Annotated in this window: 21 protein-coding genes; 10 read left to right on the top strand and 11 right to left on the bottom strand. The window is 71.5% G+C overall.

Annotated elements, in window-relative coordinates; all coding sequences use genetic code 11:
- Nucleotides 1-71: 71 nt before the first annotated feature.
- Nucleotides 72-2,840: a tetratricopeptide repeat protein gene (locus OHS57_RS20145; protein WP_328582897.1), complete on the bottom strand. Its 2,769-nt coding sequence runs from the start codon at nucleotides 2,838-2,840 to the stop codon at nucleotides 72-74.
- 491 nt (nucleotides 2,841-3,331) lie between these two features.
- Here OHS57_RS20145 and OHS57_RS20140 point away from each other — a divergent pair, with 491 nt between their 5' ends.
- Entirely contained in the window at nucleotides 3,332-4,567 is a 1,236-nt protein-coding gene (locus tag OHS57_RS20140; protein WP_443042925.1) for a metallophosphoesterase, read from the top strand.
- A gap of 411 nt (nucleotides 4,568-4,978) precedes the next feature.
- On the opposite strand, the gene OHS57_RS20135 is transcribed toward OHS57_RS20140, so the two are convergent.
- The 8 genes from OHS57_RS20135 to OHS57_RS20100 form a co-directional block, all read right to left on the bottom strand.
- The gene (locus tag OHS57_RS20135) at nucleotides 4,979-5,512 is read right to left on the bottom strand and encodes an EF-hand domain-containing protein (RefSeq protein WP_041986950.1); all 534 of its coding nucleotides are present in this window, start codon (nucleotides 5,510-5,512) and stop codon (nucleotides 4,979-4,981) included.
- Between the two features lie 118 nt (nucleotides 5,513-5,630).
- On the bottom strand, nucleotides 5,631-7,064 hold the full coding sequence (locus OHS57_RS20130; protein ID WP_328585115.1) for an oxygenase MpaB family protein: 1,434 nt from the start codon (nucleotides 7,062-7,064) through the stop codon (nucleotides 5,631-5,633).
- A 77-nt stretch (nucleotides 7,065-7,141) separates the two neighbouring features.
- A complete protein-coding gene (gene uppS, locus OHS57_RS20125; RefSeq protein ID WP_328582896.1) occupies nucleotides 7,142-7,897 on the bottom strand; it encodes a polyprenyl diphosphate synthase in 756 nt (251 codons plus the stop codon).
- Between the two features lie 109 nt (nucleotides 7,898-8,006).
- The gene (locus OHS57_RS20120; RefSeq protein WP_328582895.1) at nucleotides 8,007-8,450 is read right to left on the bottom strand and encodes a hypothetical protein; all 444 of its coding nucleotides are present in this window, start codon (nucleotides 8,448-8,450) and stop codon (nucleotides 8,007-8,009) included.
- Nucleotides 8,451-8,552: 102 nt separating this feature from the next.
- A complete protein-coding gene (locus OHS57_RS20115) occupies nucleotides 8,553-9,584 on the bottom strand; it encodes an MASE1 domain-containing protein (RefSeq protein WP_443043082.1) in 1,032 nt (343 codons plus the stop codon).
- A 48-nt stretch (nucleotides 9,585-9,632) separates the two neighbouring features.
- A complete protein-coding gene (locus OHS57_RS20110) occupies nucleotides 9,633-10,460 on the bottom strand; it encodes a PP2C family protein-serine/threonine phosphatase (protein ID WP_328582893.1) in 828 nt (275 codons plus the stop codon).
- A gap of 103 nt (nucleotides 10,461-10,563) precedes the next feature.
- Complete coding sequence (locus OHS57_RS20105; RefSeq protein WP_328582892.1) at nucleotides 10,564-11,841, bottom strand: hypothetical protein; 1,278 nt, start codon at nucleotides 11,839-11,841, stop codon at nucleotides 10,564-10,566.
- Nucleotides 11,831-13,972, bottom strand: coding sequence for a PulJ/GspJ family protein (locus OHS57_RS20100; protein WP_328582891.1), 2,142 nt, complete (start codon nucleotides 13,970-13,972; stop codon nucleotides 11,831-11,833). Before OHS57_RS20100 ends, OHS57_RS20105 begins: the two co-directional genes overlap by 11 nt.
- A gap of 304 nt (nucleotides 13,973-14,276) precedes the next feature.
- Between OHS57_RS20100 and OHS57_RS20095 the strand changes: the two genes are divergently transcribed.
- On the top strand, nucleotides 14,277-15,617 hold the full coding sequence (locus OHS57_RS20095; RefSeq protein WP_328582890.1) for a DUF1254 domain-containing protein: 1,341 nt from the start codon (nucleotides 14,277-14,279) through the stop codon (nucleotides 15,615-15,617).
- Here OHS57_RS20095 and OHS57_RS20090 read toward each other — a convergent pair.
- Entirely contained in the window at nucleotides 15,584-16,864 is a 1,281-nt protein-coding gene (locus OHS57_RS20090; protein WP_328582889.1) for a TetR/AcrR family transcriptional regulator, read from the bottom strand. The two genes, OHS57_RS20095 and OHS57_RS20090, sit on opposite strands and share 34 nt — an antisense overlap.
- A gap of 121 nt (nucleotides 16,865-16,985) precedes the next feature.
- Between OHS57_RS20090 and clpX the strand changes: the two genes are divergently transcribed.
- Complete coding sequence (gene clpX, locus OHS57_RS20085; RefSeq protein WP_041986974.1) at nucleotides 16,986-18,302, top strand: ATP-dependent Clp protease ATP-binding subunit ClpX; 1,317 nt, start codon at nucleotides 16,986-16,988, stop codon at nucleotides 18,300-18,302.
- Nucleotides 18,302-19,402: a mechanosensitive ion channel family protein gene (locus tag OHS57_RS20080; protein ID WP_328582888.1), complete on the top strand. Its 1,101-nt coding sequence runs from the start codon at nucleotides 18,302-18,304 to the stop codon at nucleotides 19,400-19,402. Before clpX ends, OHS57_RS20080 begins: the two co-directional genes overlap by 1 nt.
- On the opposite strand, the gene OHS57_RS20075 is transcribed toward OHS57_RS20080, so the two are convergent.
- The gene (locus OHS57_RS20075) at nucleotides 19,350-19,679 is read right to left on the bottom strand and encodes a hypothetical protein (protein WP_328582887.1); all 330 of its coding nucleotides are present in this window, start codon (nucleotides 19,677-19,679) and stop codon (nucleotides 19,350-19,352) included. The two genes, OHS57_RS20080 and OHS57_RS20075, sit on opposite strands and share 53 nt — an antisense overlap.
- Before the next feature lie 93 nt (nucleotides 19,680-19,772).
- Between OHS57_RS20075 and OHS57_RS20070 the strand changes: the two genes are divergently transcribed.
- From OHS57_RS20070 to OHS57_RS20045, 6 genes are all read left to right on the top strand, one after another.
- Nucleotides 19,773-20,447 (top strand): serine/threonine-protein kinase, encoded by a 675-nt coding sequence (locus OHS57_RS20070; RefSeq protein WP_443042924.1) that lies wholly within the window; start codon nucleotides 19,773-19,775, stop codon nucleotides 20,445-20,447.
- The gene (locus tag OHS57_RS20065; RefSeq protein ID WP_328582885.1) at nucleotides 20,444-22,099 is read left to right on the top strand and encodes a hypothetical protein; all 1,656 of its coding nucleotides are present in this window, start codon (nucleotides 20,444-20,446) and stop codon (nucleotides 22,097-22,099) included. The genes OHS57_RS20070 and OHS57_RS20065 overlap by 4 nt, the downstream gene beginning before the upstream one ends.
- The gene (locus OHS57_RS20060) at nucleotides 22,096-22,662 is read left to right on the top strand and encodes a hypothetical protein (RefSeq protein ID WP_328582884.1); all 567 of its coding nucleotides are present in this window, start codon (nucleotides 22,096-22,098) and stop codon (nucleotides 22,660-22,662) included. Before OHS57_RS20065 ends, OHS57_RS20060 begins: the two co-directional genes overlap by 4 nt.
- Nucleotides 22,643-25,165: an Hsp70 family protein gene (locus OHS57_RS20055; RefSeq protein ID WP_328582883.1), complete on the top strand. Its 2,523-nt coding sequence runs from the start codon at nucleotides 22,643-22,645 to the stop codon at nucleotides 25,163-25,165. Before OHS57_RS20060 ends, OHS57_RS20055 begins: the two co-directional genes overlap by 20 nt.
- Complete coding sequence (locus OHS57_RS20050) at nucleotides 25,162-26,088, top strand: hypothetical protein (protein ID WP_328582882.1); 927 nt, start codon at nucleotides 25,162-25,164, stop codon at nucleotides 26,086-26,088. The genes OHS57_RS20055 and OHS57_RS20050 overlap by 4 nt, the downstream gene beginning before the upstream one ends.
- 91 nt (nucleotides 26,089-26,179) lie before the next feature.
- Nucleotides 26,180-26,863, top strand: a complete 684-nt coding sequence (locus OHS57_RS20045; RefSeq protein WP_328582881.1) for an NADPH-dependent F420 reductase — start codon at nucleotides 26,180-26,182, stop codon at nucleotides 26,861-26,863.
- The last annotated feature ends 28 nt before the right edge of the window (nucleotides 26,864-26,891 follow it).

Here is a 26,891-nt window from a genome sequence, read left to right as displayed (position 1 = left end):
GTGAAGAAGCGGAGCGGTGAGCACAGACCCACGGCGGTGGGGCCCTTCGGCGTTCGTGATCACAGCGTGCCTCAGGTGGGGTCACGATCGACGCCGAAGAGGGCGCGCCAGACTGGGTCAGCGACGAGGCAGAGGGTTTTGGGGGCGCCCCCGGCGATGGTTTCGATGGCTTCCGTGACGTCGAACTGCTCGCCGGGCCCCGGCGGGGGCGTCTCGTCGCAGATCAACGGTTTTTTGGGCTTGCCCAGGTGGGACAGGGTCGAGCGGGCCGCCCGTGTGCGTTCGGTGTCGCCGACCGCGGTACAGGCGGCCACGGCCCGTTCCAGTACCGGGCGGGCGCCGGCGCGGTCACCTGTGTGTGCGAGGAAGCTGCCGAGTTGGTGCAGAGCCTGGGCGGTGAGTGCCTGGTCTGTGCCCGCTTCGGCGAGTGCGAGTCCTTCCCGGGTCCATCGGACGGCATCCGAGCCGTGGCAGACCATGCACCGCGCCCCGTAGGCAGCGCCGAGCTTGATGGAGGCGACCGCTACTTTCGCCTGCGAGCCCGTTGTCCGGAAGTCGCGGACTGCGCAGGCCAGGAGAGTCAGCGCGGCTATCGGTGTGCGGCCGTCGTACAGCAGGGTCTGTGCATGGCTCAGCGCCACCATGGCACTTCCGTGCACGTCGGCCGTTTCGCGGACCAGGTGTGCGGCTCGGACCGTAGCCGAGACGGCGTCCTGGGGGGCGCCGCTCGCGCGGTGGGTATCCGCGAGAGCGACCAGTGCCATGGCTTCGCCCCGCCGGTCGCCGCAGCTCCGCGAGAGTTCCACGTCCAAGCGGTGGACATGTTCGGCGCTGGCCCAGTCACCGCGCCGAGCGTGGACCAGGCCCAGGTTGTGGAGCGCCGAGCTGAGCGCACCCGGACGACCGGCGTTCCCTGCCACGCCCACGGCTTCGGTCAGCCGTTCAACTCCCTCGTCCAGACGGCCTGTCAGGCGACAGGCGTTGCCGACGAAGGAAAGCGCGGCCGCCAGATCAGCCGGCGTCAGATGTCTCGCTGCTTCCACCGCGTGCGTGCCGCACTGATAGGCGTCGGCGCCGTACCAGCCCTCCTCCAGATAGTGGTGAAGGTTGGAAGTGACGGTGAGAGCCGACCGCCAGCGGCCGGCTTGCCGGGCGGCGGCGACCAGGGCGACGAGATTGGCCCGTTCGGCATCGAGCCAGGCCAGCACCTGTGTGGCGCTGCCGAATTCGTGAGCAGCCGGAGCTGGGGCGGGGCCCGGTGCTGGGGTCGCTGTGCTGCCCAGACAGTCGCGCGCGGCTGCGGTCAACTCCGTAAAACGTACGTCGAGTCTCCGCGCCGCAGCCGCGACCTCGGGTGGGTGCCGGTCGGCCTGCTCGGTCCCGTAGAGCCGTACCAGGTCGTGCAGGGACCACCGTTCGGCATCTTCAGGGGACAGCACGGCGTCCGCACCCGCGTTACTCAAGTCGGCACGGGTGAGCAGATGATGGCGCGCCAGGCCGGCGAGATGACGGCGGGCATCAGGCCGGGGGAGGTCAAGTACAGCGGCAGCAGTGGCCGTTGAGACATCCGGGCCCGGGATGGTGGCGAGCAGACTCAGGGCGCGGGCCGATTCCGCCGTCAGGTGCCGGTACGACAGGTCAAGGCTGGCCCGGACCGCCAGCGGCCGGCCCTCGGCGTCTTCCTCGTCGAGTTCCAGCGCGTCCAGTCGGCTGCGGACCTCGCGTAAGTCTGCGGCGTGAGCCGCCAACGGCCGCTCGGAGTCCGCCCGCAGCAGCGCGGCCGTGATGCGCAACGCGAGCGGCAGTCGGCCGCACAGCTCGGCCAGGTCCAGAGCTCCGACCGGGTCGGCGGCGCAGCGTACGTCGTCGGTCTCCCCGGCCCGCAGCGCTGTGTTCAGTACGGCCACCGCCTCGTCCGGTGGCAGCGGTGCAAGGCTCACGCGGTGGGCGGGCAGCGACGACAACGCCTGCCGTGAGGTGACCAGGGCCCGGTGCGGGGACCTGGGCAGCAGCGCGCCGACCTGGCCCAGATCACGGACGTTGTCCAGCACCACCAACAGTGAGGTTCCCTCAACTGCCAAGGAATTCAGCAGGCGTTGCCAGGCATCCACCGAGCCGTCGTCCGTGCCGGGTAACTGTCGCGCCGGTACGCCCATGGCGCGCAGCAGCCTGTCCGCGACAGCGCCCGCACCCACGGGGTCCTGCGCGCTGTACCCGCGCAGGTCCGCGAAGACGGCGCCTCCCGGAAACCGCCCGCGCCCGTGTGCCTGATGGGCCGCGTGCAGGGCGAGTGCGGTCTTGCCGATCCCGCCCATCCCCGCCACCGCCGAGACGACAACCGCGGTCGCGGTCGCGGTCGCGGAACCGTCGGCTTCCGGGTCCAAACAGCGCAGAACTTCGTCGAGTTCGGCGGTGCGGCCCGCGAAGTCGTCGGGCGGTGGCGGCAGGGTTACCGGCCCGGACACCGGCCGTACTTCTCGTTCGCGGGCTCGCGGCCGGCCACCAGGCCGTTCCGCCGCCCGCTCCTTACGTGCGGCACGCACCATGCTCAGCCATAGCGCCCTGTCGGCGTGGACGCGCACGGGGACGCCAGAACGCCCGCTCTCGGGGAGCGCGGCCCGCTGATGAAGGTAGGCGACCAGGTCCAGGAGGAAGCCTTCGCTCGCCTTCGCAGGCACCGAGACACCGCCCAGCCACTCACTGAGGCTCGAACTCCCCAGCACCGGGGCTGTCGTTGACCGGCCGCCCCCCAGACGCTGCATCGCATCCAGCGTCGGTTCACCGGCAGCCTCGTACGCCTTCCTCAGCTCGGCGAAGAACCGCTCGATCTCACGTCCCACCCCTGTACCGCCCTCCGGCCTGTGTTCCGATCCCGGCCTCGGTTCCGGCCCGGGACCGGATCCGGGACCGGATCCGGATCCGGATCTCTCCGGAATACCCGCCGCGCCCCTCCTGGCCAGGCTAGCGACGGCCCTGCTCCTGGACGGCCGGTCGCCGGAAACCCTCCGGATGCTGCTCCATCGGCATCCCAACCGGCACCAAGGAGATGGAGAACGTCATGGACGTCACACCCACAACGCCACAGGAGCGGCAAGTCCCCTCAACCGCTGGCGCACTGTGGAGCCGCACTTCCCGGCATTTCGCCCTCGCACTGGCCACCGGCGCGGCCAACGCCCTGGTCAGTGCCGTACTACGCCTGCTCCACTCGCTCATGAGCTGAGGGCGGCAGACGCGCGCCGGGTTAGGTCACGGAGCCGGACGATTCCACGGGGCCACCCGGGGGCGGATGATGGGGACTGACGCGGGGACGGCGGATGTGAGGGGCGAGGCAGTGGCAGACAGCGAATCCACCCGGGTGGAGACGGACGTTCGGCCGGACGAGGGCGGGAGTCCGCGTCCTCGGCGGTCTGTGCGGCGGCGGCTGGGCGGGGTCGTTGTCTTTCTTGTCCTCGGGCTGTTGTTCTTCGTGCCGTGGTGGACGCTGTTCGCCTCCGGGGTCGACTGGCCGTTCCCGGTCTTCCTGGCCGGCACGGTCGTCTTCGCCGCATGGCTGGTCTCCTTCCCGTTCCTCATGGTCGCGGGCCATGGAGGCCGGAGGGCCGACCGGGCGGCTCGCTTCGCGGACAGCACCCTCGGGATGGTCTGGGTGCTGTTCACCTGGTCGCTGCTGGGCGGGCTGGTGCATCTCGTGCTGATCGGGCTCGGTGTCGGCGGAGACGGCGGACCCGACCGGGCCAGGATCGTCGCCGTGGCCGTCGCTGTGGTCTCCGCCGGGCTGCTGGCCTGGGGGCATTACGAAGCCATGCGCGTCCCCCGGGTGAAGCGGCTGGACGTCCACGTGCCCCGGCTCGGCGGCGGTCTGGACGGCACTCAGGTCGTCGTGCTCGCCGACACCCACTACGGGCCGATCGACCGGGCCCGCTGGTCGCAGCGCGTCACCGAGGCCGTCAACGCGCTCGACGCGGACGTCGTGGTCCACGCCGGCGACATCGCCGACGGCACCCCTGTACAACGCCGGGAGCAGTCCGCGCCGCTCGGGACCATCCGGTCGCGGCTGGCGAAGGTCTACGTCACGGGCAACCACGAGTACTTCGGCGAAGCCCAAGGCTGGCTGGACCGCATGGCCGAACTGGGCTGGGAACCGCTCCACAACCGCCACGTCGTCGTGGAGCGCGGCGGCGACTCCCTGGTCCTCGCGGGCGTGGACGACGTGACCGCGGAGTCCTCCGGCCTCGCCGGGCACCGCGCGAACCTGGCCGGCGCGCTGGCGGAGGCAGACCCGGACCTCCCGGTCCTGCTCGTCGCCCACCAGCCGAAGTACGTCGCCCAGGCCGCCGCCGGCGGCATCGACCTCCAGGTCTCCGGACACACCCACGGCGGCCAGATCTGGCCGTTCAACTTCCTCGTCCGGATCGACCAGCCGGTGGTCCACGGCCTGAGCCGACACGGCGAGCGGACCCAGCTCTACACCAGCCGCGGCACCGGCTTCTGGGGCCCGCCCTTCCGGGTCTTCGCCCCGAGCGAGATCACCCTGCTGACGCTGCGATCGGGCCCCGCCGCCGGCTGATCGGTGCGACGGTCTTGTAGGCGTCGATCAGCAGGGTTGGACGGCGTAGGACTCCGGTGTGCATTCGGGGTCGAGGTTCCCTTTGGTGTCGGCGTCGTGCACGATCCACCAGATGAGAGCCAAGAACAGCAGGAGAACGACCCCGGCGCGCCGTCTGTTGTTGAGTCGCCTTCGGTAGAGGCAGGTCGTGCAGAGCGGTTCCAGTTCACGCTGCGGGCTCGTCGCCTTCTGAGCCTCGCGCAGTTCGGCCGAGGTCAACTGTCGCTCGCAGCGTGTGCAACCGCGTTGTCTTACGTCTGACATCCGCCCCCCTGAAAGGGGGCTGAGCATACAGCGGGTTGGTGCGTGCGCCGAGCCGCCTCGGTCCCGCGTCGCTGGTTCGCGGCGCGGGACCGGGGTTTCTTCGGACGGTCAGGCCGCCGTTTTTGTGATCAGGTGGTCTGCCGGGATGCCGGCCTTGTCCGGGGCGTAGTAGTCCCTGATTGCCTCGTCCCACGTCTGGACCGCGACGCGGTCGTCGGGGGTTGGGTCGAATGCGTCGAAGAGGGCGTCGATGTTGGGGCGTTGGAAGCCGATCGCCGTCATCAGGTCGATGAACAGGGGGCGTTCGACGAAGCCGGTGCCGTCCGGGTCTCCCAGGGTGGAGAGGGCCTTGGCGAATTGCGCGATCGTCGGCTCGAACCGCTCCGGGGACAGGACGCAGGCGGTGAATTCCTCGAAGCTGATCTCGCCGTCCCCGTTGGCGTCCAGTTCGGTGAGCAGGGTCGTCCAATAGCGGGCGAAGGCCGCGCGGATCGCTTCCTTGGCCCGTCCGTCGGAGCGGGGTGCCGCGGCGATGACGTTGTCGGTCATCAGTGTGAAGTCCTCTGCGTCGAGAACTCCGTTCCCGTTCGCGTCGAACAGTGAAAAGATCAGTGCGACCCGCTGGATGGCCTCTGTGCGCATGATTCCGACCCCTTTTCCGCGCCGGGTCCCCGGCGCCCGTAATGGCTGTCCACCTGGCCGGCGGGCATTCCGGCACGCGTCGCTGTTCCCCTGAAAGGGGGAATCCGACGCGACGTGTTCACGCGCCCGCGAGCAGTGGGTCGAATGCCGTCGAGGAGCGGCGGCCGGACATGAAGGAGAGGAAGTCCTGCACGAACTCGCTGCGGGAGTAGCGGGCTTCGGCGCCGGGCAGTGTGCGGCGGAAGGCGGTACGGAACAGCGCGCGGTACTCCTCCGCGTCGATGAAGTCGTTGCCGTCCGCGTCCGTTACGTCAAAGAGCACCTCGGCGACCCTGATCAGCGCGGGGCCCGCCAGGGACGGGACGGCGGCGGCGTACTCGTCCTTGCTGACGCGGCCGTCGCCGTCGATGTCCAGGGCCGCCTGGAGCTCTCGCCACCATGCCGCGTACGCGTTGTAGAGCTTGGTCTCCTCCGGTTCGTCCAGATCGAGGCGGGAGGCCAACTCGCGGGCCATGGCGGCGAGGTCGGGCCAGTCGAGATAGCCGTCCCCCGTCTGGTCCAGCACCGCGGTGAAGAAGTCCCCCGCGCTGCGCAGGGGCGTTGTTCCATCGGCGGGCTCGCGTTGCGCGGGAAAGGGCGTGACCAGCCGGAACAGTGCGCCTGCCCGCTTCATCCGGCCGCGCAGCGCGGTCAGCGTCGCGGCGTGGGAGTCGCCGTCCGGGGACGGATCCGGGGTCAGGTAGAGCAAGTTGGTGAGGCTCTCGGTCTTGAGCCAGTTGTCGGGCAGGAAGCGCGCCAGGCCTGCCGTCAGGTAGATGCTCTGCATCAGGGTCTGGGCGCCGGGGACTTCGGGCAGGCCCGCCCGGCGGCGGAAGGGCTCCGGGAGGGACGCGACGGTGATCGTGCCGATCACCGGTCCGGCGAGCGCCCGGCTCGCGGCCCATACGGTCGGCAGGCCGTCCAGCAGGGGCGGCGCCGGGAGATGGTCGAAGAGCCGGTAGAGGATGATGCGCAGCGCCTCCGTGTTCTCCAACTCCTCCTCCACCATGCGGTCGTAGTACACCCAGAACTCGGGCACCGTGGGCGGCAGATGGCCCGCGTCGCTGCCCAAGGCCGCCAGGAACGCGCGGAATTCGGCGTAGAGCTGCTCCATGGTGTCCTGGTCGAGCGGCTGTCCGCTCAGCCGGCACATGGTGACGGAGCTTTCGAAGAGCGTCGCGACGACCCAGGCGCGCACCTCGGGGTCCATCGCGTCGTACGGCCGGTTCTGCACGTCGGCGCCACTCAGCCGGGCGTGCAGCCGGTTGAGCCGGGCCGCTTCCCTTTCCCTGACCGCGTCGTCGGTCCCGAACATGCGCTGCAGACTGACGAGCGTGTTACGCAGCCGGCGCCACGGGTGGGCGACGAACGTCGAGTTGTCGAGCAGCGCCGCACCGATCTGCGGGTGGGCCGCCTCCAGCACCGTGGCTCTGAGCATCGCGAGCGCCCAGCGCGGGTCGTTGAAGAACCGGTGGAACTGGGAGTCCGCGCCGAAGAGCGAGCCGATCTCCACCGCCGGAGTCGCGGGCGGGGGCGGGGGGCCGGGGGTCGCGTCGGGGTGGGGGTTCGCCTTGGGCTTGGTCTTCTTCGTCACGGGTGGTGTTCTCCGATCACTTGCGGCGGCACGCCGCCGAAGCGGCGGTTGCGTTGCTGATAGGTGTGCAGGCACTCCAGGAAGTGCGGCCCGCGGAAGTCGGGCCAGAGCACCGGCGGGAAGATCCACTCGGCGTAAGCCACCTGCCAGAGCATGAAGTTGGAGATCCGCTGTTCACCCGAGGTCCGGATGACGAGATCGACGTCCGGGGTGTCGGGGAAGGGCAGATGAGCCGCGAAGTGCCGCTCGTCCACGGCGTCGGCCCGCACCCCGCTCCGGATGAGGGATCTGGCCGCCTCGACGATGTCCCCGCGCCCGCCGTGATCGAACGCCACCGTCAGCGTCATGCCACGGTTTCCGCTGGTCAGCGTCATCAGATCGGCGAAGTCCTGGGCCAGCGGCGCGGGGATCCTCGGGTCGGCCACACCGAGGAACCGGCAGCGGATGCCGCGCGCGTGCAGCAGCGTGGCGTGTTTGCGTACGACGCGGCGTACGAGCCGCATGAGGAAGTCGACCTCGTCGGTGGGCCGTCGCCAGTTCTCGGTGGAGAACGCGTACAGGCTCAGCCACCGCACTCCCGCCGTGCGCGCCGCCTCGATGACGTCGATCACCGTGGTCTCGGCCGCCCGGTGACCTGACGTACGCGGCTGGGACCGTAGCGCCGCCCACCGGCCATTCCCGTCCATCACGCACGCGACGTGGTGCGGGACGCTTCTCCGTTCTCCGGCCACACGTGCTCCCCCGGCTGTCACCGCACTCGGATCGACATGCAGCAGCGTGCCGGTAGCCGCAGGCGAACACACCGTGATCCCGGCATATTCATCCGCCGCACGCCTGTCCGAATCACAGCTGGGCGGGGCCTCAGTCGGCCGTCAACGCCCTCTCCCAGGGCGCCAGTTCGTCCTCCGACGGGAGCTTCCGCGTGGCGGTGTAGCGCTTCATCCCCACGGACACCTTCAGCACCTGGACCGGGATGAGCAGCAGGGAGCGTCTGGTCCTGAGGGTCGCCTCGGTCACCCCGGTCGCCCCCGCGGAGAAGATCCCCTGGAGCACCTTGCCCGCGTGGTCGTCGATGACGTCGTCGAAGATCCAGTCGTCGAGCAGCAGCCGCACCTTGCGCGCGTCCGGCGACTTGCCGGTGAACGCCACATACACGTCGGAGTCGGCCAGCTTGCCCGCCCAGTCGGCGAACCACCGGCCGCGCCCCACGGGCCGCTGGTTGAACGAGGCGCGCACGCCCAGGGAGCGCAGGGCCGTCTCCGCCTGCGCCACGGCGGGCGACTTGTTCATCCGATGCGAGGCCATACCTCCACCGTACGGCGATGTCAGCCGGCGCGGTCAGCCCCTGCCCGCCCCGCGCCGACCCGACCCGGCGCGCGGGCGGACGGCGTACGAACCCCAGGGGGGTCAGTCGCCCGGGCCGCCTGCGCCCAGCTCCCCCGGCGGCCAGTGTTGCGCCGCCTTTCCCGGCGCGAGGTTCTCCACCACCTCGGCCAGGTCCACACACACCTGCTCGATCTTCCGGTGCACGTTGCGCTGCTCCGTCACGATCGCCGCGAGCAGCAGTGCGGTCAGCGCGACCGACCCGTTGAGCGCCTGGAGCGCGATCATCGTCCCGGTCAGGCTGTGGTGGACGAAGGGGCCTGTGCCGTCCGTCGCCGCCACGATCGTCAGCACGGAGATGAACAGCGCGATCGGCACGGCCCCCGCGAGCTGGAAGCGCAGGGCCGCCCAGATCAGGACGGGGAAGACCAGGAAGAGCAGCGGCACGGTGCTGTGCGTGACCAGCGGTACGACGACGAGGACGGCCACCACCAGCGCCGCCACCTCCATCGTGCGGTACGTGTCACGGAGCGGCCGGCCGTCGCCTGGACCCCGCGCCGCGCGGGCCAGCCACGCCTTGCGGATGAGCAGGAACAGCGGGGTGACCACGAGCACCCCCATGGCGTCGCCGGTCCACCACGCCGTCCAGACCGGCCAGAAGCCGTACTCCGGCAGCGTCCCGTCGACCACCAGCACGGCGGTGCCCACCGTGGGACTGATCAGCATTCCGGCGAGCGCGCCGACGACGACCAGGCTGAAGCCGTCCCGCAGCCGTTCCAGCTCCAGCTGGAAGCCGAGCCGCCGGAGTACGAGGTACGCGCAGACCGGGGCGAGGGTGTTCCCCGCGAGGATCACGAAGCTCGACCATCCCAGCGGGCCGAGGGTCAGTACGGTGCCGAGCGCGCCGAGCGCGATGCCCGGCCAGATCCGCAGTCCCATGAAGAGCAGCGCGGCCAGGGCGACACCGGTGGGTGGCCACAGTGGCGTGCAGGTGGCGCCGTCGATGTAGAGCCGCTTGATCAGACCGAGGCGTCCCGCCCCGTAGTAGGCGGCAGCGACGACGACGATCCCCAGAGCGGTCACAGCAAGGCGTCGGAGTTCCTGGGTACGCACCACAGCAGTCATCAGACAACGTCACCGGCTCAGGCCCGGCCGTGACACGCGCTACGGAGGCGGCGCCGCGTCGTGGCGCAGGACCAGTACGGCCGCGTCGTCCGAGTGCCCGGTCAGCTCGGCCACCTTCAGCACCTCGGCTGCCAGCTCGCCGGGCTCGGCGTCCGCGCCCTCCCTGACCAGCCGGGCCACCTGGTCGAGGCCCTGGTCGAGCGGGAAGGTGGGGCCCTCGATCACCCCGTCCGTGAGCAGGACGTACGCGCCGGCCCGCGTCAGCCGGTGCCGAGTCACCGGGTAGCTCTCGCCGGGCTGGATGCCCAGCGGCAGCCCGCCCTCGTCCTCGGCGAAGCCGTACCGGCCGTCGTCGGTGGCCCAGACCGCCGCCACATGTCCCGCACGTGCGGTGCGCAGCTCCCACGCGACCGGGTCGAAGCAGACGAAGCTGCAGGTGGCGAAGAGGGCGGAGTCCATCGAGAGCAGCAGGTCGTTGGCACGGCGCAGCACCTCGCCGGGGTCGGTCGCCGTGTTGGCGACCGCCCGCAGTCCGATCCTGATCTGGCCCATGAACGCGGCCGCGTCCACGTCGTGGCCCTGGACGTCGCCGATCGAGTAGCCGAGCGTGCCGTCGGAGAGCGGGAAGCCGTCGTACCAGTCGCCGCCGATGTCCAGACCGTCCCTCGCGGGTACGTAGCGGGCGGCCACCCGCAGTCCCGGTACGGCGGGCAGCGCGGCCGGCAGCATCTTGCGCTGCAGCGCGACGGCCAGCTCCACCCTGGCCTGCTGAAGCTCGGCGCCCTCACGGGCCTGGGCGGTCAGCCGCCCGAGGGTGCTCAGCAGATCGTCCGCGCTCACCGCATGGGAGGGACGCCGCCGAGTCATGCATCACTCCGATGTACATCATCAAAGGGAAGAGCCTGGAACATACGAAGATGACACGAATGCCACATTCACTCTATTTCGGCGCGGCCTCCTCCGCCTCCGGTCAGCTCCGGCGGCTGCGTGTGAAGTCGCCGCGCGTCACGCGCTCGGCCATGCCGTCCGGGCTGCCGGACGGCTCCAGCGAGCCGTAACCGGTCGCCGCCCAGACGCTGTCGCCGGGCGGCAGCTCGAAGTACGGCACCCGGACGCCGTCGGCGCGTATGTCGGTCAGCACCTCGGGGGCCCGCTTGGCGCGCACCGCCTGGAGACAGGCGCCGCACGCCGCCACGTCGAGCCGGTCACGGCGGCCCATCGGACGCCAGTCGACGCGTCGCTCGGCCCGGCCGTGCAGCGGGTCGAAGAAGCACAGCGGGAGCGCGTCGGGCCGGCCGGCCAGCGCGTCGCGGCCCGCTGTGACCAGCGCGAGCACCCCGGCCAGGTCCGGCAGACCGCGCGCGCCGTCGAGGACCTTGCCCGCTGCGGCGTACGCGTCGAGCGCCTGCCCGAGCCCCGGCACCGCCGCCACGTCGGCGGCCTCCACCGCCTCACCGAGCGCGAGCACCTCCGCGTCGGCGCGGCGCCGCAGCTCGCCCTCGTCGGCCGCGCGGGCCGCGGCGAACACCGCCTGCGGGAACGCGAACGGCGAGCCGTGCGCCCGGCCCCGACGGCGCCGTGCGAGATACAGCGCGCCGCCCGCGCACAGCACGAGCGCGACGAGCCCGATCATGACCGGCAGCCACACCCCGCCGCCGTCCGACGACGCGGGCTTGTCCCCGTCCGACGACGCGCCGCCGCCCAGGTCGGCGGTCTCCCGGTCGTACACGGCCGAGCCGTCCCCCTCGGCTATCAGATCGACGGCCTTGTCGACGCGGTCCGCGAGCCCGGCGTCCTTCATCGAGTCCATGAACTCGACGGCGCTGACCGCGTCCCTCGCCTGATGGGTGTCGGAGGGCCACTCGTGTCCGGACAGCGAGTCCGTGAAGTCGGACATGGTGATCAGGACGAGATCACCATGTCCGAGCTGCTCATGGATGATGTCGGCCAGGATCTGCGGATCGCCGCCGAAGGCGTCGCCCTTCACCAGCGGTACCAGCGCGGCCTTGATCGGCAGCCCCGTCCGGCCGATCCGGGCCACCAGCTCCTTCTGCCGCTGGGGTGGTACGGCGCCCGCGTACGCCGGGTCCACGTACACGGGCGACACCCGCAGCGCGTCGGCGATCTTCTGTCCCGGGCTGGGGGCGGCGGCCGTCGCAGCGGCGGCCGTGGCGGGCAACGCGCCGAGCACGGTCAGCGCGAGCGCTGTGAGGAGCGCCGCGAGCAGCGGCTTGCGGTCACTGGACACTGGCGTACTCCCTTACCTTGACGATGAGCTGGGGTATCCCGTCGCGGGCCGCCGGCAGCGCGCCGGAAGCCTGCGCGTACGGGATCCGGCCGCCGCCCTTCGGCAGGGTCAGGCCCGGGGGCTCGACTCCGCCGGCGGCCGTCCGGCATGCCTCGCACAGCCATGGCCGTGGCGTACGGCGCCTGCCTCCCCGAGCGGCAGAACCGCCCCGGGCAGCCGCTCCCCGGGCAGCCGGTCCGCCCCGGCCGGCCGGTCCGTGCATCGGGTTGCGTTCACAGCAGTGCGCATAGGTCTGTTGGGTCCTGAGCATCGCGAGAGCCGTCCTGGCCAGCGCTATCGCTGCGGCCAGGTCGGCGGCCGGCACATCCTTGTCGACGAAACCGTCCGGATCGCCGTCGGTCAGCAGCATCGCGGCGTCGAAGCAGTCCCAGACCTGCGCCTGCACCGCGGCGTCGGCCGACTCCACCGCGAATTCGGTCCCCAGCGTGGTCAGTTCCCGCTGGGCCGTCCGCCGCAGATACGCGAGCGACGGCGCCGCCGGGGCGTCGAAGGCCGTTGTGGGCTTCCCCGGGGAAGCCGTCCCGCGCTCGCGCCGCCGCACCTCCACCAGGCGCGCGATGCCCAGACCGGAGGTGATGAGGCCGAACAGCAGGGCCGCACCGAACGCGCCGATCATCAGCCCCGGCCAGAAGTCACCGGTGTACAGCGCCGGCAGGGCGTTGTCGTAGAGCGGGTCCGGCGTGGCGTCCGTACCGCTGCCCAGGGTGTCGGTGTCCGAGGCGTCCGAACGCGGAATGCCGCCGAGGAACGTCATCAGTTTGTCGAGCCGCTGCGCGAGACGGTGGTCGTCGGCGGGATGGTCGAAGTCCTCGTGCCGGATGTCGTCCGGCAGCTGGTAACCGAGCCGGTCCGGGTCCAGCGGAAGGCCGTAGTTGACCAGGTCGATGTCGCCGTTCAGCGGGTCGGCGACGACATAGGCACCGTCCTTGCCGAGCCGGCGGTGCAGCGCCGCCGCGAACGCGTACGCGTCGCCGCCGGACTCGTCGTCCGTGAGCTGCGGTACGACGGCGACGTAGACGAGACCGGGCGTGAACGCCTTGATCTCGGCCTCCAGCCGCTTGCGGCTCGCCGGGTCCAGGAGCTGCGGGCTCTCCAGATCGGTGTAGACCGGATCCTGCCGCAGCCCGGCGGCCACCCGGTCCAGCCGCGCCGTCAGGTCGGCGCGCGTGGGCGTGACCGTGGCGCTGTCGATGGTCTGGTCGAAGACCTGGGGCGCGCCGAAACCGATCAGAGCCGCCAGGACGCCGGCGACGACCAGCTCGATGATGTTCGGCCGGGCCCGTGGCGCCCGGGAAACGCCCTTCGTGAGGGAATGGCCTTTCGCGCCGGAAGCAGCCTTTGTGAGGGACAGGCCCTTCGGCGCGGCCCGCGGCCCGCCGGAAACAGCCTTCGCACGGGAAACACCCTTCCCGTCCGTCCCCTGTGTACGGCGATGCCGCCACCGCCGTACATAAGGACCGGTCAGCAGTACCAGCAGCGGCACACCCAGGAGCAGCATCCCCGTGAGGAACGACTGGTTCTCACGGTCGGTCCGGTCGATGTAGAGGTCTTCGACCTCCGCCTTGCCGTCCCCCGCGTGCGCGTCACGCAGGGAGTCGGCACGCTGCGCCGCCCGCTCCGGGCCCTGCGCCACGGCGCCGACGAACTCCTGGAACGAGCGCAGCGCTCCCGCGTCGTACGGCAAGGCATACAGCGCGACGGTCGCGGCGTCGGCGGCCGGGGCCCGTACACCGAAGGCCCGCGCGTCCGTGACGCCCGTCGTGCCGACCAGGACATACAGCCCGTCCTTGCCGAGCCGGTCATGGACGGCGCCGAGCAGCGACCTGCCGCTGCTCGCGTCCGGCAGGACGAGTACGTACGTGGGGACGCCGGTGCGCTTCGCGAGCTTCGCGTACGCCGGGGCCGTGGAGCGCGGCACCTCGCGGGGCAGCTGATCGCTGACGTAGACGGGGTTGTGGCGCAGCAGCTCGGCGAGCCTCGCCGACTGGGTGCCGCCGTCGTCACCCCCCGCGGCCGACGCCGTTGAACCACCGGCCAGCAGCGCCAGCGCCGCCAGGAGCACACACGCCACGACCACCACTGGACGCGGCACCGCACGCGGCGCTACCGGACGCGGCACACTCCCCCGCCCCGCTCCCCGCACTGTCGTCATGCCGACCGGCATGGCAGCCTCCCCCGATTGCCCGCGTCGCCCGCAATGCCCCCGTTGGCTGCACACGACAACGAACCCGACTTTACCGGCCACCCCCGACACCGCGCCCAGCCTGTGGACAACCTGGAGAACAGGCAGGTCGGACGGGGTCATGAGAGCGTGGATTGGGAATGTCCGAAGATGTCCGAGGCCGTCAGCCTGCGGCCGGGAAGAGGCGATCAGGATGAGCGATCTGCAGGCGCTGGCCAGTGACGCGTACGTCTACGGCTATCCCATGGTGTTCAACCTCGACGAGGTCGACCGGTTCACCCGCAAGGGCATGAACGCGGTCGCCCCAGCCCCGTTCAACACCTTCAGCCACGCGACGAAACTCGCGGGCCCCGACGACACCTTCGTCAGCGTCAACAACGACACCGTCTACTCGATGGCGCAGATCGACCTCAGCGCGGGCCCGCTGCTGCTCACCGTGCCCGGCACCGGCGGGCGTTACTACGTGATGCAGTTCGTGGACGCCTGGACCAACAACTTCGCGTACGTCGGCCGCCGCGCCACCGGCACCCGCCCCGGCCGCTTCCTGTGCACACCGCCCGGCTGGTCGGGGAAGGTGCCCCAGGGCGCGACCCGGATCGCGTTCCCCACCACCGTCGCCTCGATCGTCGCGCGCTGGGCGTGCGCGGGCGAGGCGGACATCGCAGCCGTACGCGCGCTCCAGGACGCCACGGCGCTCGAACCGTACGGCACGCCCGGCGAGGCCGAGGGGCTGCCGGTCGCCGACGTCGGCGTGGTCGACGTCATTGACGGCGGCCTGATGTTCTTCGAGAAGCTGCGGGTGCGGATGGCGGCCTTCCCGCCCGCCCCCGCCGACATCGACTACCAGGGCACGTTCGCGCCGCTCGGGCTGCTGAAGGCCGTCAGTCCGTACACCTCGCCCGATCCGGAACTGGCGGAGGCGCTGCGGGCCGGGTTCGCCGACGGCAAGGAGAAGGTGGAACTGGCCACCACGCACGGCATGAGCCCGGAGGACAACGGCTGGAAACTGGCGTACCACGCCTTCGACTACAACGCCGACTTCTTCGAGATCGGCACCGTCACCGACCCCGCCTGGATCGTCGAGGACCGGGCCAGGGCCCGGGTCATGCGGGCGGCAGCCGCGCGCGCCGGGCTGTGGGGCAACCACGGGTACGAGGCGGCGTACGCGATGACCTGGAACGACGCGGCGGGCGAGCCGCTGGACGGCGGCAGTTCGTACACGCTGCGCTTCGAGAAGGCGCCGCCCGTCGACGCGTTCTGGTCCGTGACCATGTACGACCTGCCCGAGTACCACCTGGTCGACAACGCGGCGGACCGCTACTCGATCGGCGACCGCACCCCCGGCCTGGTCCGCGCCTCCGACGGTTCGCTGACGCTGCGTCTGAGCAGCGAGCGCCCGGCGGACGAGACGGAGGCGGCCAACTGGCTGCCCACACCGCCCGGTCGGTTCCGGCCCGTCCTGCGGATGTACGAGCCGCGCGACGCCGTGGTCACCGGGTCCTACAGGCTGCCGCCCATCACGCGCGTCTCCTGAGCCCCGGCGTCCTTGGCTCCCGCGTCCTGGATCAGCGTCTTCTGAACCCGCGAATCCTGAACCCGCGTCTCCTGCACCCGCGAGTCCTGCACCCCCACTTCCCGCGCTCCCTGATCATCCGTCAGGACAGCCCCGCCCGCCGCCGCGTGGCACGCGCCGCGCCCGTCCGCCCGGCTCACGATCCGGCCCGCCTCGACCCGTATCGCGACCTCGGTCTCCTCGCTCACGGCCGGCACACCGGCCGCAGCCGCCACCACCCCCGACGGGTCGACCACCACCTGCAACCGCGGCCAGGCGGCCGTCGGGAACGCCCGGCGCAAGCAGCCGCACAGGTCGGCGACGGCCAGCCGGGCCAGCGGGGCGAGTTCGTCGGGACTGCCGGTGACCAGCACGGCGGTCACGCTCGTGCCCGGCCGCGCCGCCCGTACGGCGTCCTCGACGGACTCGATCCGGTGCAGCCCGAGCACGGCCACCACCCCGTCGCCGCCGAGCCGCGCCGGCGCGTCCCGTACCGCGTCCACCGCGCCCTGCGGCGGGGACCACGGCTCGTCGGCGGGCAGCGCGCGGGTGATCACATGCGTGGGTGCGTAGCGCTCCTGGAGGACGAGACCCGCCAACTGGCCGCAGGCGCGCACGACATTGAACGGCTCGACGAAACCCGGTGCCGCGGCGGCCAGTTGGCTCGCGCCGTGCAGCACGGTCAGGACGGCCTCGGCGACCCGAACCAGGCTCCCCCCTGTGGACGTAGCCCCGGACCCGGCCCCGGCCCCGGCCCCGGACACCGGCGCCGACCCCAGCCGCTCAAGAGCGAGCCCGAGCAGCAGCGCGTCGAGCTTCATCAGTTGCGCGTACGGCCGCCGTATCCGCTCCTCGGCGAGGACTTCGGGCACCACGTACACACCGAGTCTGGCCGCGCCGTGCTGCTCGTCCGTGTCAGCGAGCGGCAGCCGCGCCACCCAGGCGCGGGCGAGCGCGCCGAGCGCCTCGCCGAGGGTGCGGCCGGGTTCGGGCCGTGGCGCCGCGGGTGCGCGTTCGGTACGCTCGGCCCGCTCCGCGAGCACGGCGAAGTACAGCCCGCGCTTGCCGGGGAAGTTGGAGTACACGGCGCCACGGGTCAGACCGGCCCGTTCCGCGATACGGTCCACCTTGGCGTCACGAAAGCCGCTGTCGGCGAACTCCCCCTCGGCGGCTGCCAGTACCCTGGCCCTGTTGCGCTCCTGCAGCTCCGCCCTGCTGAGCCGACCCATCACCCTCACACTCACCAATCGATCCGCCCGTCATCCTCCAGATGGTAACGTCATATGTTCTGAGCATTCAGAGCCGTCCGGACCCTCGCGGTCCGCACAACCGTTGAGGAGACGTTTCCGAGTGGCACGTATCGGTGACGGCGGCGACCTGCTGAAGTGCACGTTCTGCGGGAAGAGCCAGAAGCAGGTCAAGAAACTGATCGCGGGCCCCAGCCCGTTGTGCATCTGCGACGAATGCGTCGGGCTCTGCAACGAACTGATCGAGGAGGAGCCGGACGCGCTCGCGGGCGGCGACCGGGACGGCGAGGGCGCGGGGCCGCACGAGACCCCGAAGCCCATGGAGATCCATGAGTTCCTCGGTCAGTACGTCATCGGCCAGGACAGCGCCAAGAAGGCACTCGCCGTCGCGGTCTACAACCACTACAAGCGGCTGCGTTCGCTGGCCGCTTCCAACGGCCGGCACGCGGCGAAGCAGGACACGATCGAGCTGGGCAAGTCGAACATCCTGCTGCTCGGCCCGACCGGCTGCGGAAAAACGTATCTGGTGCAGACGCTCGCCCGGATGCTCGACGTACCGTTCGCCATCGCCGACGCCACGGCGCTGACCGAGGCGGGGTACGTCGGCGAGGACGTCGAGAACATCCTGCTGAAGCTGATCCAGGCCGCCGACAACGATGTGGAGAAGGCCCAGACCGGCATCATCTACATCGACGAGATCGACAAGGTCGCGCGCAGGAGCGAGGGCCCCTCGATCACCCGTGACGTGTCGGGCGAGGGCGTGCAGCAGGCGCTGCTGAAGATGCTGGAAGGCACGACGGCCAACGTGCCGCCGCAGGGCGGCAGGAAGCATCCGCAGCAGGAGTTCATCCAGATCGACACGACGAACGTGCTGTTCATCGTCGGCGGCGCCTTCGCCGGCCTTGAGCAGATCATCGAACAGCGGGTCAGCCACCGGGGCATCGGCTTCGGCGGCGCCGTCAGCAGCCAGGAGGAGCGGGAGGCGCGCGACACGTTCGCCGAGGTCATGCCCGCCGACCTGCTGAAGTTCGGCCTCATCCCGGAGCTCGTCGGCCGGTTGCCGGTGATCACGACCGTACGGCCCCTGGACGGCGCCGCGTTGAAGCGGATCCTCACCGAGCCGCGCAACGCGCTCATCAAGCAGTACCAGCGGCTCTTCGAAATCGACGGTGTGGAGCTGGAGTTCACCGACGACGCGGTCGAGGCCATCGCCGAACAGGCGCTGCTGCGCCGCACCGGCGCGCGGGCCGCCCGGACCATCCTCGAAGAGGTCCTGCTCAATGTGATGTACGAGGTACCGAGCCGCGACGACGTCGCGCGTGTCGTGGTCGACCGCGACACCGTGCTCGACAACGTGAACCCGACACTCGTACCGCGCGGCAGGCCGCCGAAGCGGGAGCACCAGGAGAAGTCAGCGTAGTGACCCGCGAGATCACCTGGCACGACATGGCCATCGCCGTCGCTGCCGTCCTCATCGGTCTGGCCGCCGGTGTGCTGCTGCGGATCGCGCTGCGCTGGCTCGGCGAGCGGGCGAGCGCCACCCGGTGGGGCGGCGACGACATCGTCGTCTCCGCGCTCCGTACGCTCGCGCCGTGGGCCGCGCTGGCGATCGGCGGTTCGGCCGCAGCCGCGGCGCTGCCGCTGACCGCCACGGTCGGCCACCGCGTCAATCAGGTCATGATCGCGGTCGTCATCCTGGCCGCCACCTTCGCCACGGCCGGTGTGATCGCCGACCTCGTGAAGTCGGTGACGCTGTCGCGCTCGGCCGTCGCCGGATCGGCCTCGATCTTCGTCAACATCACCCGGGTCACCGTGCTGGCGATCGGTGTGATGGTGCTGCTCCAGACGCTCGGCGTCTCGGTCGCGCCGCTGATAACGGCCCTCGGGGTGGGCGGTCTCGCGGTCGCGCTGGCGCTCCAGGACACCCTGGCCAACCTCTTCGCCGGCGTGCACATACTCGTGTCGAAGACGGTGCAGCCCGGCGACTACATCGAGCTGAGCAGCGGCGAGGACGGCTATGTCATCGACATCAACTGGCGCAACACCGTGGTGCGTCAGCTCTCCGACAACTTGGTGATCATCCCGAACTCCAAGCTCGCGGGCACGATCATGACCAACTACCACCGGCCCGAGCAGCAGATGGGGCTGCTCATCCAGGCGGCGGTGGGGTACGGGAGCGATCTCGGCCAGGTCGAGCAGGTGACCATAGAGGTCGCGACGAAGGTGATGGCGGAGGTGACCGGCGGGGTCGCCGACTACGAACCGTCCGTGCGCTTCCACACGTTCACGGAGTCCGGTGTCGGCTTCACGGTGATACTGCGCGCGCTGGAGTTCAGTGACCAGTATCTGATCAGGCACGAGTTCATCAAGCAGCTGCACATGCGGTACCGCGCCGAGGGGATCGAACTCCCGGTGCCCGGCCGGTCCGTTGTCGTGCACGAGCGCGTCACCCTCGCTCAGGACCAGGTCACAGCTCAAGCCCGTCCAGCAGTGCCAGGTCCGGCGGCACCAGCGTCGTAGAGAGCAGAAGCTCCCGCAGGAGGTGGTCGTTGAGGGTGTTGCCGACCGGCTCGCCGACCTCCTCGCGGGTCAGCCACGGCACCCCGTCGCGGGAGAGCCGTATCCGTACGGCTGTCACCAGCCGCTCCACGCGTTTGGCGTTCCAGCCCGCCTCCGACTGAAGCTCCGTCAGCTGGGCGGCCGTCTCCTTCCAGGTCAGCGGCTGCGGACGCAGATCGTGCAGCAGATAGCGGCGGCCGAGGACGACCAGGGCCAGCCGCTCGTCGTCGGTGAGCACCCAACTCCGCGGCGGGCGGGTGATGTCGGCGGGCAGCGGGACAGGCGTCGTGCGAACATCGTCCGTGTCTTCGACGCGGGCACGGTCACGACGGTGTTGGGCGAGCGGGGCTACTTCACGATGGAGTACGTCGCGGGCGGCACGCTCGAAAGGTTCCGTACCGCGCACGAGGAGCGGACCGGCGCCGTACCGGTGGCCGACGTGGCGCGGATCCTGCACCAGGTCAGCTCGGGTCTCGCCGTCGCACACGCGGCGCACCCGCCGATCGTGCACCGCGACATCACCACGCAGAACATCCTGCTCGGCTACGACGGGGACGACAACGGCCCCGGCGAGGGGCTGCGGGCGCGCCTCGGCGACTTCGGCCTCGCGACGCACACCAACCCCGTCACCGAACTGGCCAGCGCCCAGGGAGTCCTGGCGTTCAAGCCGCCCGAGACCCTGCTGGGATTCCGGGGGGACTCCCGCACGGGTGACGTCTGGGCGCTGGGCGTCGTCGGCTATCTGCTGCTGACCGGCCGCTTCCCGTACCCGAAGGGGCTCGCGGGCTGGATCGCCGGTACGTACCGGCGCGCGCCGCCCGAGCCGCCGCGCGAACTCAACCCGGAAGTGGACGAGTCGTTGGAGCGGATCGTGCTGGGCGCCCTGCGGCTGGAGCGCGAGCAGCGGACGCCCGACGCGGGCGCGCTGGCAGCGCAGTTCGCGCGCCGGGACGCGGAACGGTCAGCGCAGTCGCACCAGTCGTCAGAGAGGAGTAGCGGGACATGAGCACACCCGGGGACGACCTGCGCCCCGTCCTGGACCGGATCTCCGGCGCCGATCTCTACCGCAACAACGCCTTCCGCGTCACGGGACTCGCGTCGGACGCGACACCCGCGCAGATCCGCCGCGCACGCGAGGAGGCCGTCCTGGCCAGCCGGCTGGCCGCGCCGACGCGCGGCCCGGTCCACGACCCGGCGCGGGCCCCGGATCCGGATCCGGCGCGGGACCCGTCCGGGGCAACTCCCGCCACCGCGCCGCCGGCGACCGAATCGGTGCGGGCCGCGTACGAGACGATGCGCGACCCGGTCGCCCGGCTCGTCCACGAACTGCTGTGGCTGTGGCGCTCGGACGAGCCCGGCCGCCCGCTCTCCGTCGAGCACGACCTGGCGGTCCGTACCCACCGCGAGGCCGTCGAGACCGAGGAAGCGGGCCCGTACCCGCCCGGCTCCGAAGCGGTCAGGGCGCTGGACGAGCTGTGGGCGCGCGGCCTCGCCGCCTGGGCCTCGGTGCTGGCGTCGCGCGAGTTCTGGGACCACGCCAAGCGGCGGATCACCGACATCGGCGACCCCCGGCTGACCACCGGGACCGTACGGCGGCTACGCGACCGGCTGCCCCGCCATCTCGCCTCCGTGAGCGCCGAGTTCGCCCTGCGCGCCGTGCGGACCGGGAGCGAGGGCGCCGGGCACCGGCTGGTGACACTGCTGCGTGACTCGCCGCTGCCCGACGACGCCGTGGCCGACGCGCTGCGCGACGTGGTCCGCCCGGCGGAGCGGGCCGTCCGTACGGCCTGCGACGCCGCGCGCGAGAAGGCGCGGGCGGACGAGGACGGGGCGGGCGCCGCAGGCAACGAGCTGCTGGAGAAGGCCGACGAACCAATGCGTACGGTACGGGCGTTGCTGGGCGCCGAAGCGACGCTCACCGGCGCGCTCAGCGAGGAACTGGCCGTCGTGCTCAACCAGTGCGCCGTCACCCACTACAACGCGGACCACCCACCGGGCCTCTCGCTCGAACTGCTGCTCCGGGCGGCGGAGTTCGCCCGCGACCCCAGGACGCGGGAGCTGGTCGCGACGAACAAGAAGGGCGTCGAGGCGAGTGTGGGGGCCGCCGTTCCGACCGGACCCTCGCCCGATCTGTTCCCGTACTTGCAGGCGATGTGCCGGCGCGGCAGGGTCGAGCGGGCCGCCGGCCATCTGCGGGCCCTGGCGTCTGCGGTCGGTCCGCGCGACCGCACCATGTCCCGGCAGTTGCGGGACCTGGCCACCGACCGCAGGAGCGTCGCCGCGCCGGTACGAGGCGAGCCCTTCATCGGCTCGGTCGCGGGCTTCGGCGTACGCCCACGGCGCTCGGCGGGCCCCGACGCGCACGGCGTGCTGTGCGCCACGTACATGCTCACCTTGCTGTACGTGCCGGTCTTCCCGATCGCCGCGTATCTGATGAACGGCGACGGCATCCACGCCAAGGTGCCGGTGAGTGCCGCCGCGCGGTGGTGGCGACGGCTGCTGCTGGTCCTGGCACCCTGGCTGGTGCTGCTGCCGTTCATCGGAGCGCCCACCGCCATGGGCTTCGTCATGCTCTCGCTGCTCGCGCTGAACGTGACGCTGGTGTCCCTGCGCAAGCACCGGGTCAGCACGCTGCGGCGCTACCAGGCGGCACGGTGAAACGCGACCGCGCCAGCGACGGCGACCGCGAGGCGCCTCGGGCCGGACTGCGCGGGCGGCTGCGACAGCGGCACTTCCCGCCGGAGTTCCGCATCCCCACGCAGGCCCACCAGCCGCCGCGCCCCGAACTCCCGTCTCCGCGCGTCGAGTCGGCGCCCCAGGACGCCGTACCCCACCCGCCCGACTCGGCGCTGGCCGATCTCGCCACCCAGCTGTGGCGGCTCGGCAAGAAGCTCACCGAGCCGACCGCCGAAGACCGCGACAGCGGCAACGGGGGCCGTGCGTCGTCGCGCCGAGCGCCCAAGGCCGCCCGGCATCTGCGGGCCGCGCAGGACGCCCTCGCCAAGGCCGGAGTGCAGATCCACGACCACGACGGCATGGAGTACGACATCGGGCTCGCCCTCGACGTACTCGCCTACCAGCCCACCCCGCACGCGACGCGGGAGACCGTGCACGAGACAGTCCGGCCCTCGGTCTACCGGGACGGCCGCTGCATTCAGACGGGCCAAGTCATCGTGGCCCAACCGGAAGGAGAGCAGGACCATGGCTCGCGAGACCGTTGACTTCGGCATCGACCTGGGCACCACCAACAGCGCCATCGCCATGTCGACGGGCGCCGACGCGGACATCGTCCGCAACAACCTCCGCGACGAGTACACCCCTTCGGCCGTCCACATCAACCGGTCAGGGCACGTGCTGGTCGGCAAGCGCGCCAGGAACAAGCTCGACGCCGATCCGGCCAACACCCACGCCGAGTTCAAACTCCAGATGGGGGTACGGGACGCGGCGCGCGGCTTCGCGGGCTCCGGGCGCACGATGTCACCCGAGGAACTGTCCGCCGAGGTGCTGAAGTCGGTCAGGCAGGACGTCCGGCGCGCGTACGGCGAGGAGATCGGCGCCGCCATCATCACCGTACCGGCGGCCTTCGAACTCGATCAGTGCGACGCGACCCGGCGGGCCGCCGCGCTCGCCGGGCTTGAGTTCGCGCCGCTGCTCCAGGAGCCGACGGCGGCGGCCTGGGCGTACAGCGCGGTCGCGACCGATGTGCCGAGGCGCGGCTTCTGGCTGGTGTACGACCTCGGCGGCGGTACGTTCGACGCGGCCGTGATCCAGGTCCAGGACGGCGAGTTCACCGTCGTGAACCACGCGGGCGACAACTTCCTCGGCGGCAAGCTGATCGACTGGCTGCTCGTCGAGGAGATCCTGATCCCGGCCGCGCGCGCCGCGCACCCGGGGCTCGCGTCGCTGGAGCGCTCCGACCCGCTCCAGGCGGCGAACATCGCGAAGCTCAAACTCGCTGCGGAGGAAGCCAAGATCGAGCTGTCGCACATGGCGGCCGTCGAGGTGGACGTCGAACTGTCCGACGCGCGGGGCGACCGGATCCCGTTCGTGCACGAGGTGACCCGCGCCGACGTGGAGCGGGTGGCGATGCCCCTGTACCGGCGCTCGGTCGAGCTGTGCCGCAAGGCGCTCGCGGAGAAGAGCCTGGCGCCAGGCAACATCGAACGGGTCCTGCTGGTCGGCGGCGCGACGCTGGCGCCCGCCCTGCGTGACCTGCTCGCCGACCCCGCCGACGGGCTCGGGATCCGGCTGGACCACAGCCTCGACCCGGTGACCGTGGTGGCGCGCGGCGCCGCCGTCTTCGCGCGTACGCAGCGGCTGCCGCACGGGGCCAAGGACCGGGCCGCCGAAGTCGGCGACGTCCTGCTGGACTTCGCGCACAAGCCGACCGGCCGCAGCACGGAGCCGCTGGTCGGCGGGCAGGCCAGGACGGCGCAGGACGCCGAGGCCGGCGCCCGGGACTGGACGGGCTACACCGTCGAGTTCGTCAACACGGCCGACAACGAGCTGGAATGGCGCAGCGGTCAGGTGCCGCTCGGGGCGAGCGGCAGCTTCACCGCGCGGCTGAAGGCACGGGCAGCGCACAACACATACGCCATCGAATTCCGCACCCCGCAGGGCACGTTGGTGCCGACGAGCCCTGCCACCACTTCCTACCAGCAAATGGCGATGGAGGGCGGCGACGCCACGCTGAGCCATTCCTTCGGGGTGTGGGTGGAGGGCAACGAGGTGGCGTGGATCCTGCGCAAGGGCACGGAACTGCCGGCCGAGGGGCGGATCGTCCTGGAGTCCACGGTCGAGGTGCGGCGCGGCCAGCACACCGGCCTGATCAGGGTGCCGATCGTGCAGGGCGAACGGGCGAGGGCCGACCGCAACTCGATGGTCGGCCAGCTCGACATCCGCCCCGACGAGATCGCGCGTGACGTGCCGGCGGGCAGCGAGATCGAGGTCCTGGTGGAGATCGACGAGAGCTTCCGCACGCACGTCGACGCGTACATCCCCATCCTGGACGAGGAGTTCGAGATCGACGTCGAGCTGGGGCGGGACACCCCCGACGTCGAGGAGCTGCGCGGGCAGGGCGCCGCTGTCACCGCCCAGTACGAGGAGCTGCGCCGCCGTTCGGCGACGTCGCAGGCGGGCCGTACGACGGAGCTGCTCGACGCGTTCGACCAGCGGGGCGGGCTCGAAGGCATCAGCCGCGAGCTGGACTCGGCCGACGTCAACCCCGACGGGCCCGCCATCGCACAGGAGTTGCTCAGGAAGGCCGAGTCGGCGCTGGACGAGGCGGAGGACGCGCTCGTACTGCCCCGGCTCGTGCAGGAGGCCGAGTCGGTACGGGACTGGGTGCGCGAGGTGATCGAGGAGTACGGCGACGGGCACGCCAAGAGCGCCCTGCGCGAGGCGGAGGCGGAGCTGGACGCTGCGATCACCTCGGGCGACCCGACGCTGGTCGACCACGCGAGCGAGGCAGTACGCAACGTCGGACTGCAGGTGCTGGACGCGTCGGGACGGCTTCCGGTGCTGCAATTCATGTCCCTGAAGGAGCAGTTGGCGGCCAGCGCCGACGGACGAATCCAGCGGCTGCTGCACGAGGGCGAGGCGGCGGTCGCCGCGCAGGACACCGCCCGCGTACGCAATCTCGTCATCCAGCTGCGGCGGTTGCTGCCGAGGGACGCCGTCGTGGCCGACGGCAGCGTCGACACGACGGTGCGGGCGCAGCGATGAGGGCCAACGCCACGGCCGCTGCCACGACCACGGCCGGCCGTCCGGCGCCGCTGGTCCGTGCGCTGGACTCGGCGCGGCTGGGCCGGTACGCGGACGCCAGGGGCGCCCTGGACGAGCTGGGCGGTGACAGCAGTGACGACCCGGTGGTCCAGGATCTGCTGGCGCGGCTGCACGCGCAACGGGGCGAGCTGGCGGAGGCTGACGCCTGCTGGGCGCGGGTGCTGGCCTCGGCACCCGCCGACGCTCCGGTGGCCGTCGCTGCCATGGCGGGACGACGGCGGATCGCCGCGCTCCAGGCCCGGCGGTACCGGCCGACGGCGGGCCGCCGGTGGGGCGTCGCCGTGGTCGTACTGGCGACGGCCGGGGCCGTGGTCGCCGGGGTGCTGCTCCCGGTGGCCGCCGACCCGGCGCCGCCGGACCCGGCGGTCGGGAGGCGACTGGCTGCGGTACAGCGCGAACAGCGGGATCTGGCCGGGCGGCTCGACACCCTGCGTGCGCAACTCCCGCCTGCGGTGGTGGACTTGTCAGGGCCGGGGACGACGGTGACCCGGCAGGGCGACGGGCAGCTGATCACCTTCGACGAGGGGCTGTTCGGGCAGGACGCGACGCTGACACCGGCCGGTACGGAGGCCCTGCGGGCCCTCGGCGACCGGCTCGCCTCGGCGGGGGCGAGCGGTCCGCTCGTGATCACCGGCCACACGGACGACACCCCGCTCCCGCCGGACAGCCCGTACCCGGACCGGATCAACCTGGGTTTCACCCGGGCGCAGACGGCCGCCGAGGCACTGGCCGGCAGCGGCGGCATCCCGCTCACCGCGATCGGCATCCGCAGCACCGGCACGGCCCGGCCGCCGTTCCCCGACGACTCGACGGCGAACCGGGCGCGGAACAACACGGTGACCGTGCTCGTCGGTCAGCGGTAAAAGCGCGCACGGTCGCCGCCGTGCGGGTGCTTCTTGAGCCGTCCCGCTACGGCGGCGGAACAGATCGCTCCGAAGGCTCGTTCCAGCAGGTATGGCAACTCTTGGACTCATTGGCAGTGGACATATCGGCAGCACTCTGGCGCGGCTCGCCGTCGCCGGCGGACTCGACGTGGTGGTCAGCAACTCACGCGGGCCCGAGACGCTCTCCGACCTCGTCGCCGAGCTCGGCCCGCGGGCCAGGGCGGCTACGGCGGCGGAGGCGGCGGCAGCCGGGGACTGGGTCGTGGTGACGATCCCGCTCAAGGCGTATCAGCAGGTGCCGCAGGAGCCGCTGATCGGCAAGACCGTTCTCGACACGAACAACTACTACCCGCAGCGTGACGGCCAGATCGCCGAGCTGGACGCGGCGAAGACCACGAGCAGTGAGCTGCTCCAGGACCACCTGGACCAGTCGCATGTCGTGAAGGTCTTCAACAACATCTTCTTCAAGCACCTCGCCGACCTGTCCCGCCCCAAGGGCGCGGCCGACCGTACGGCGCTGCCGATCGCGGGTGACGACGCCGCGGCGAAGGCGAAGGCGACGGAGCTGCTGGACGCGCTCGGGTACGACGCGTTCGACGCGGGCCCGCTGGCCGAGGGATGGCGCTACGAGCCGGGGACGCCCGCGTACGGGAAGCCGTTCGCCTCGACGCCCGGTGACGACTTCATGTCGCAGCCCGGCGGCCCCGCCTCGGCGGCCGACGTATCGGCGGCACTGGCGGCGGCGCAGCGCTGAGCTGAGCCGAACTGCGCTGAGCTGAGCC

The organism is Streptomyces sp. NBC_00370, assembly GCF_036084755.1.
GTDB lineage: Bacteria > Actinomycetota > Actinomycetes > Streptomycetales > Streptomycetaceae > Streptomyces.
This window is presented reverse-complemented; position numbering and strand designations above follow the sequence as displayed.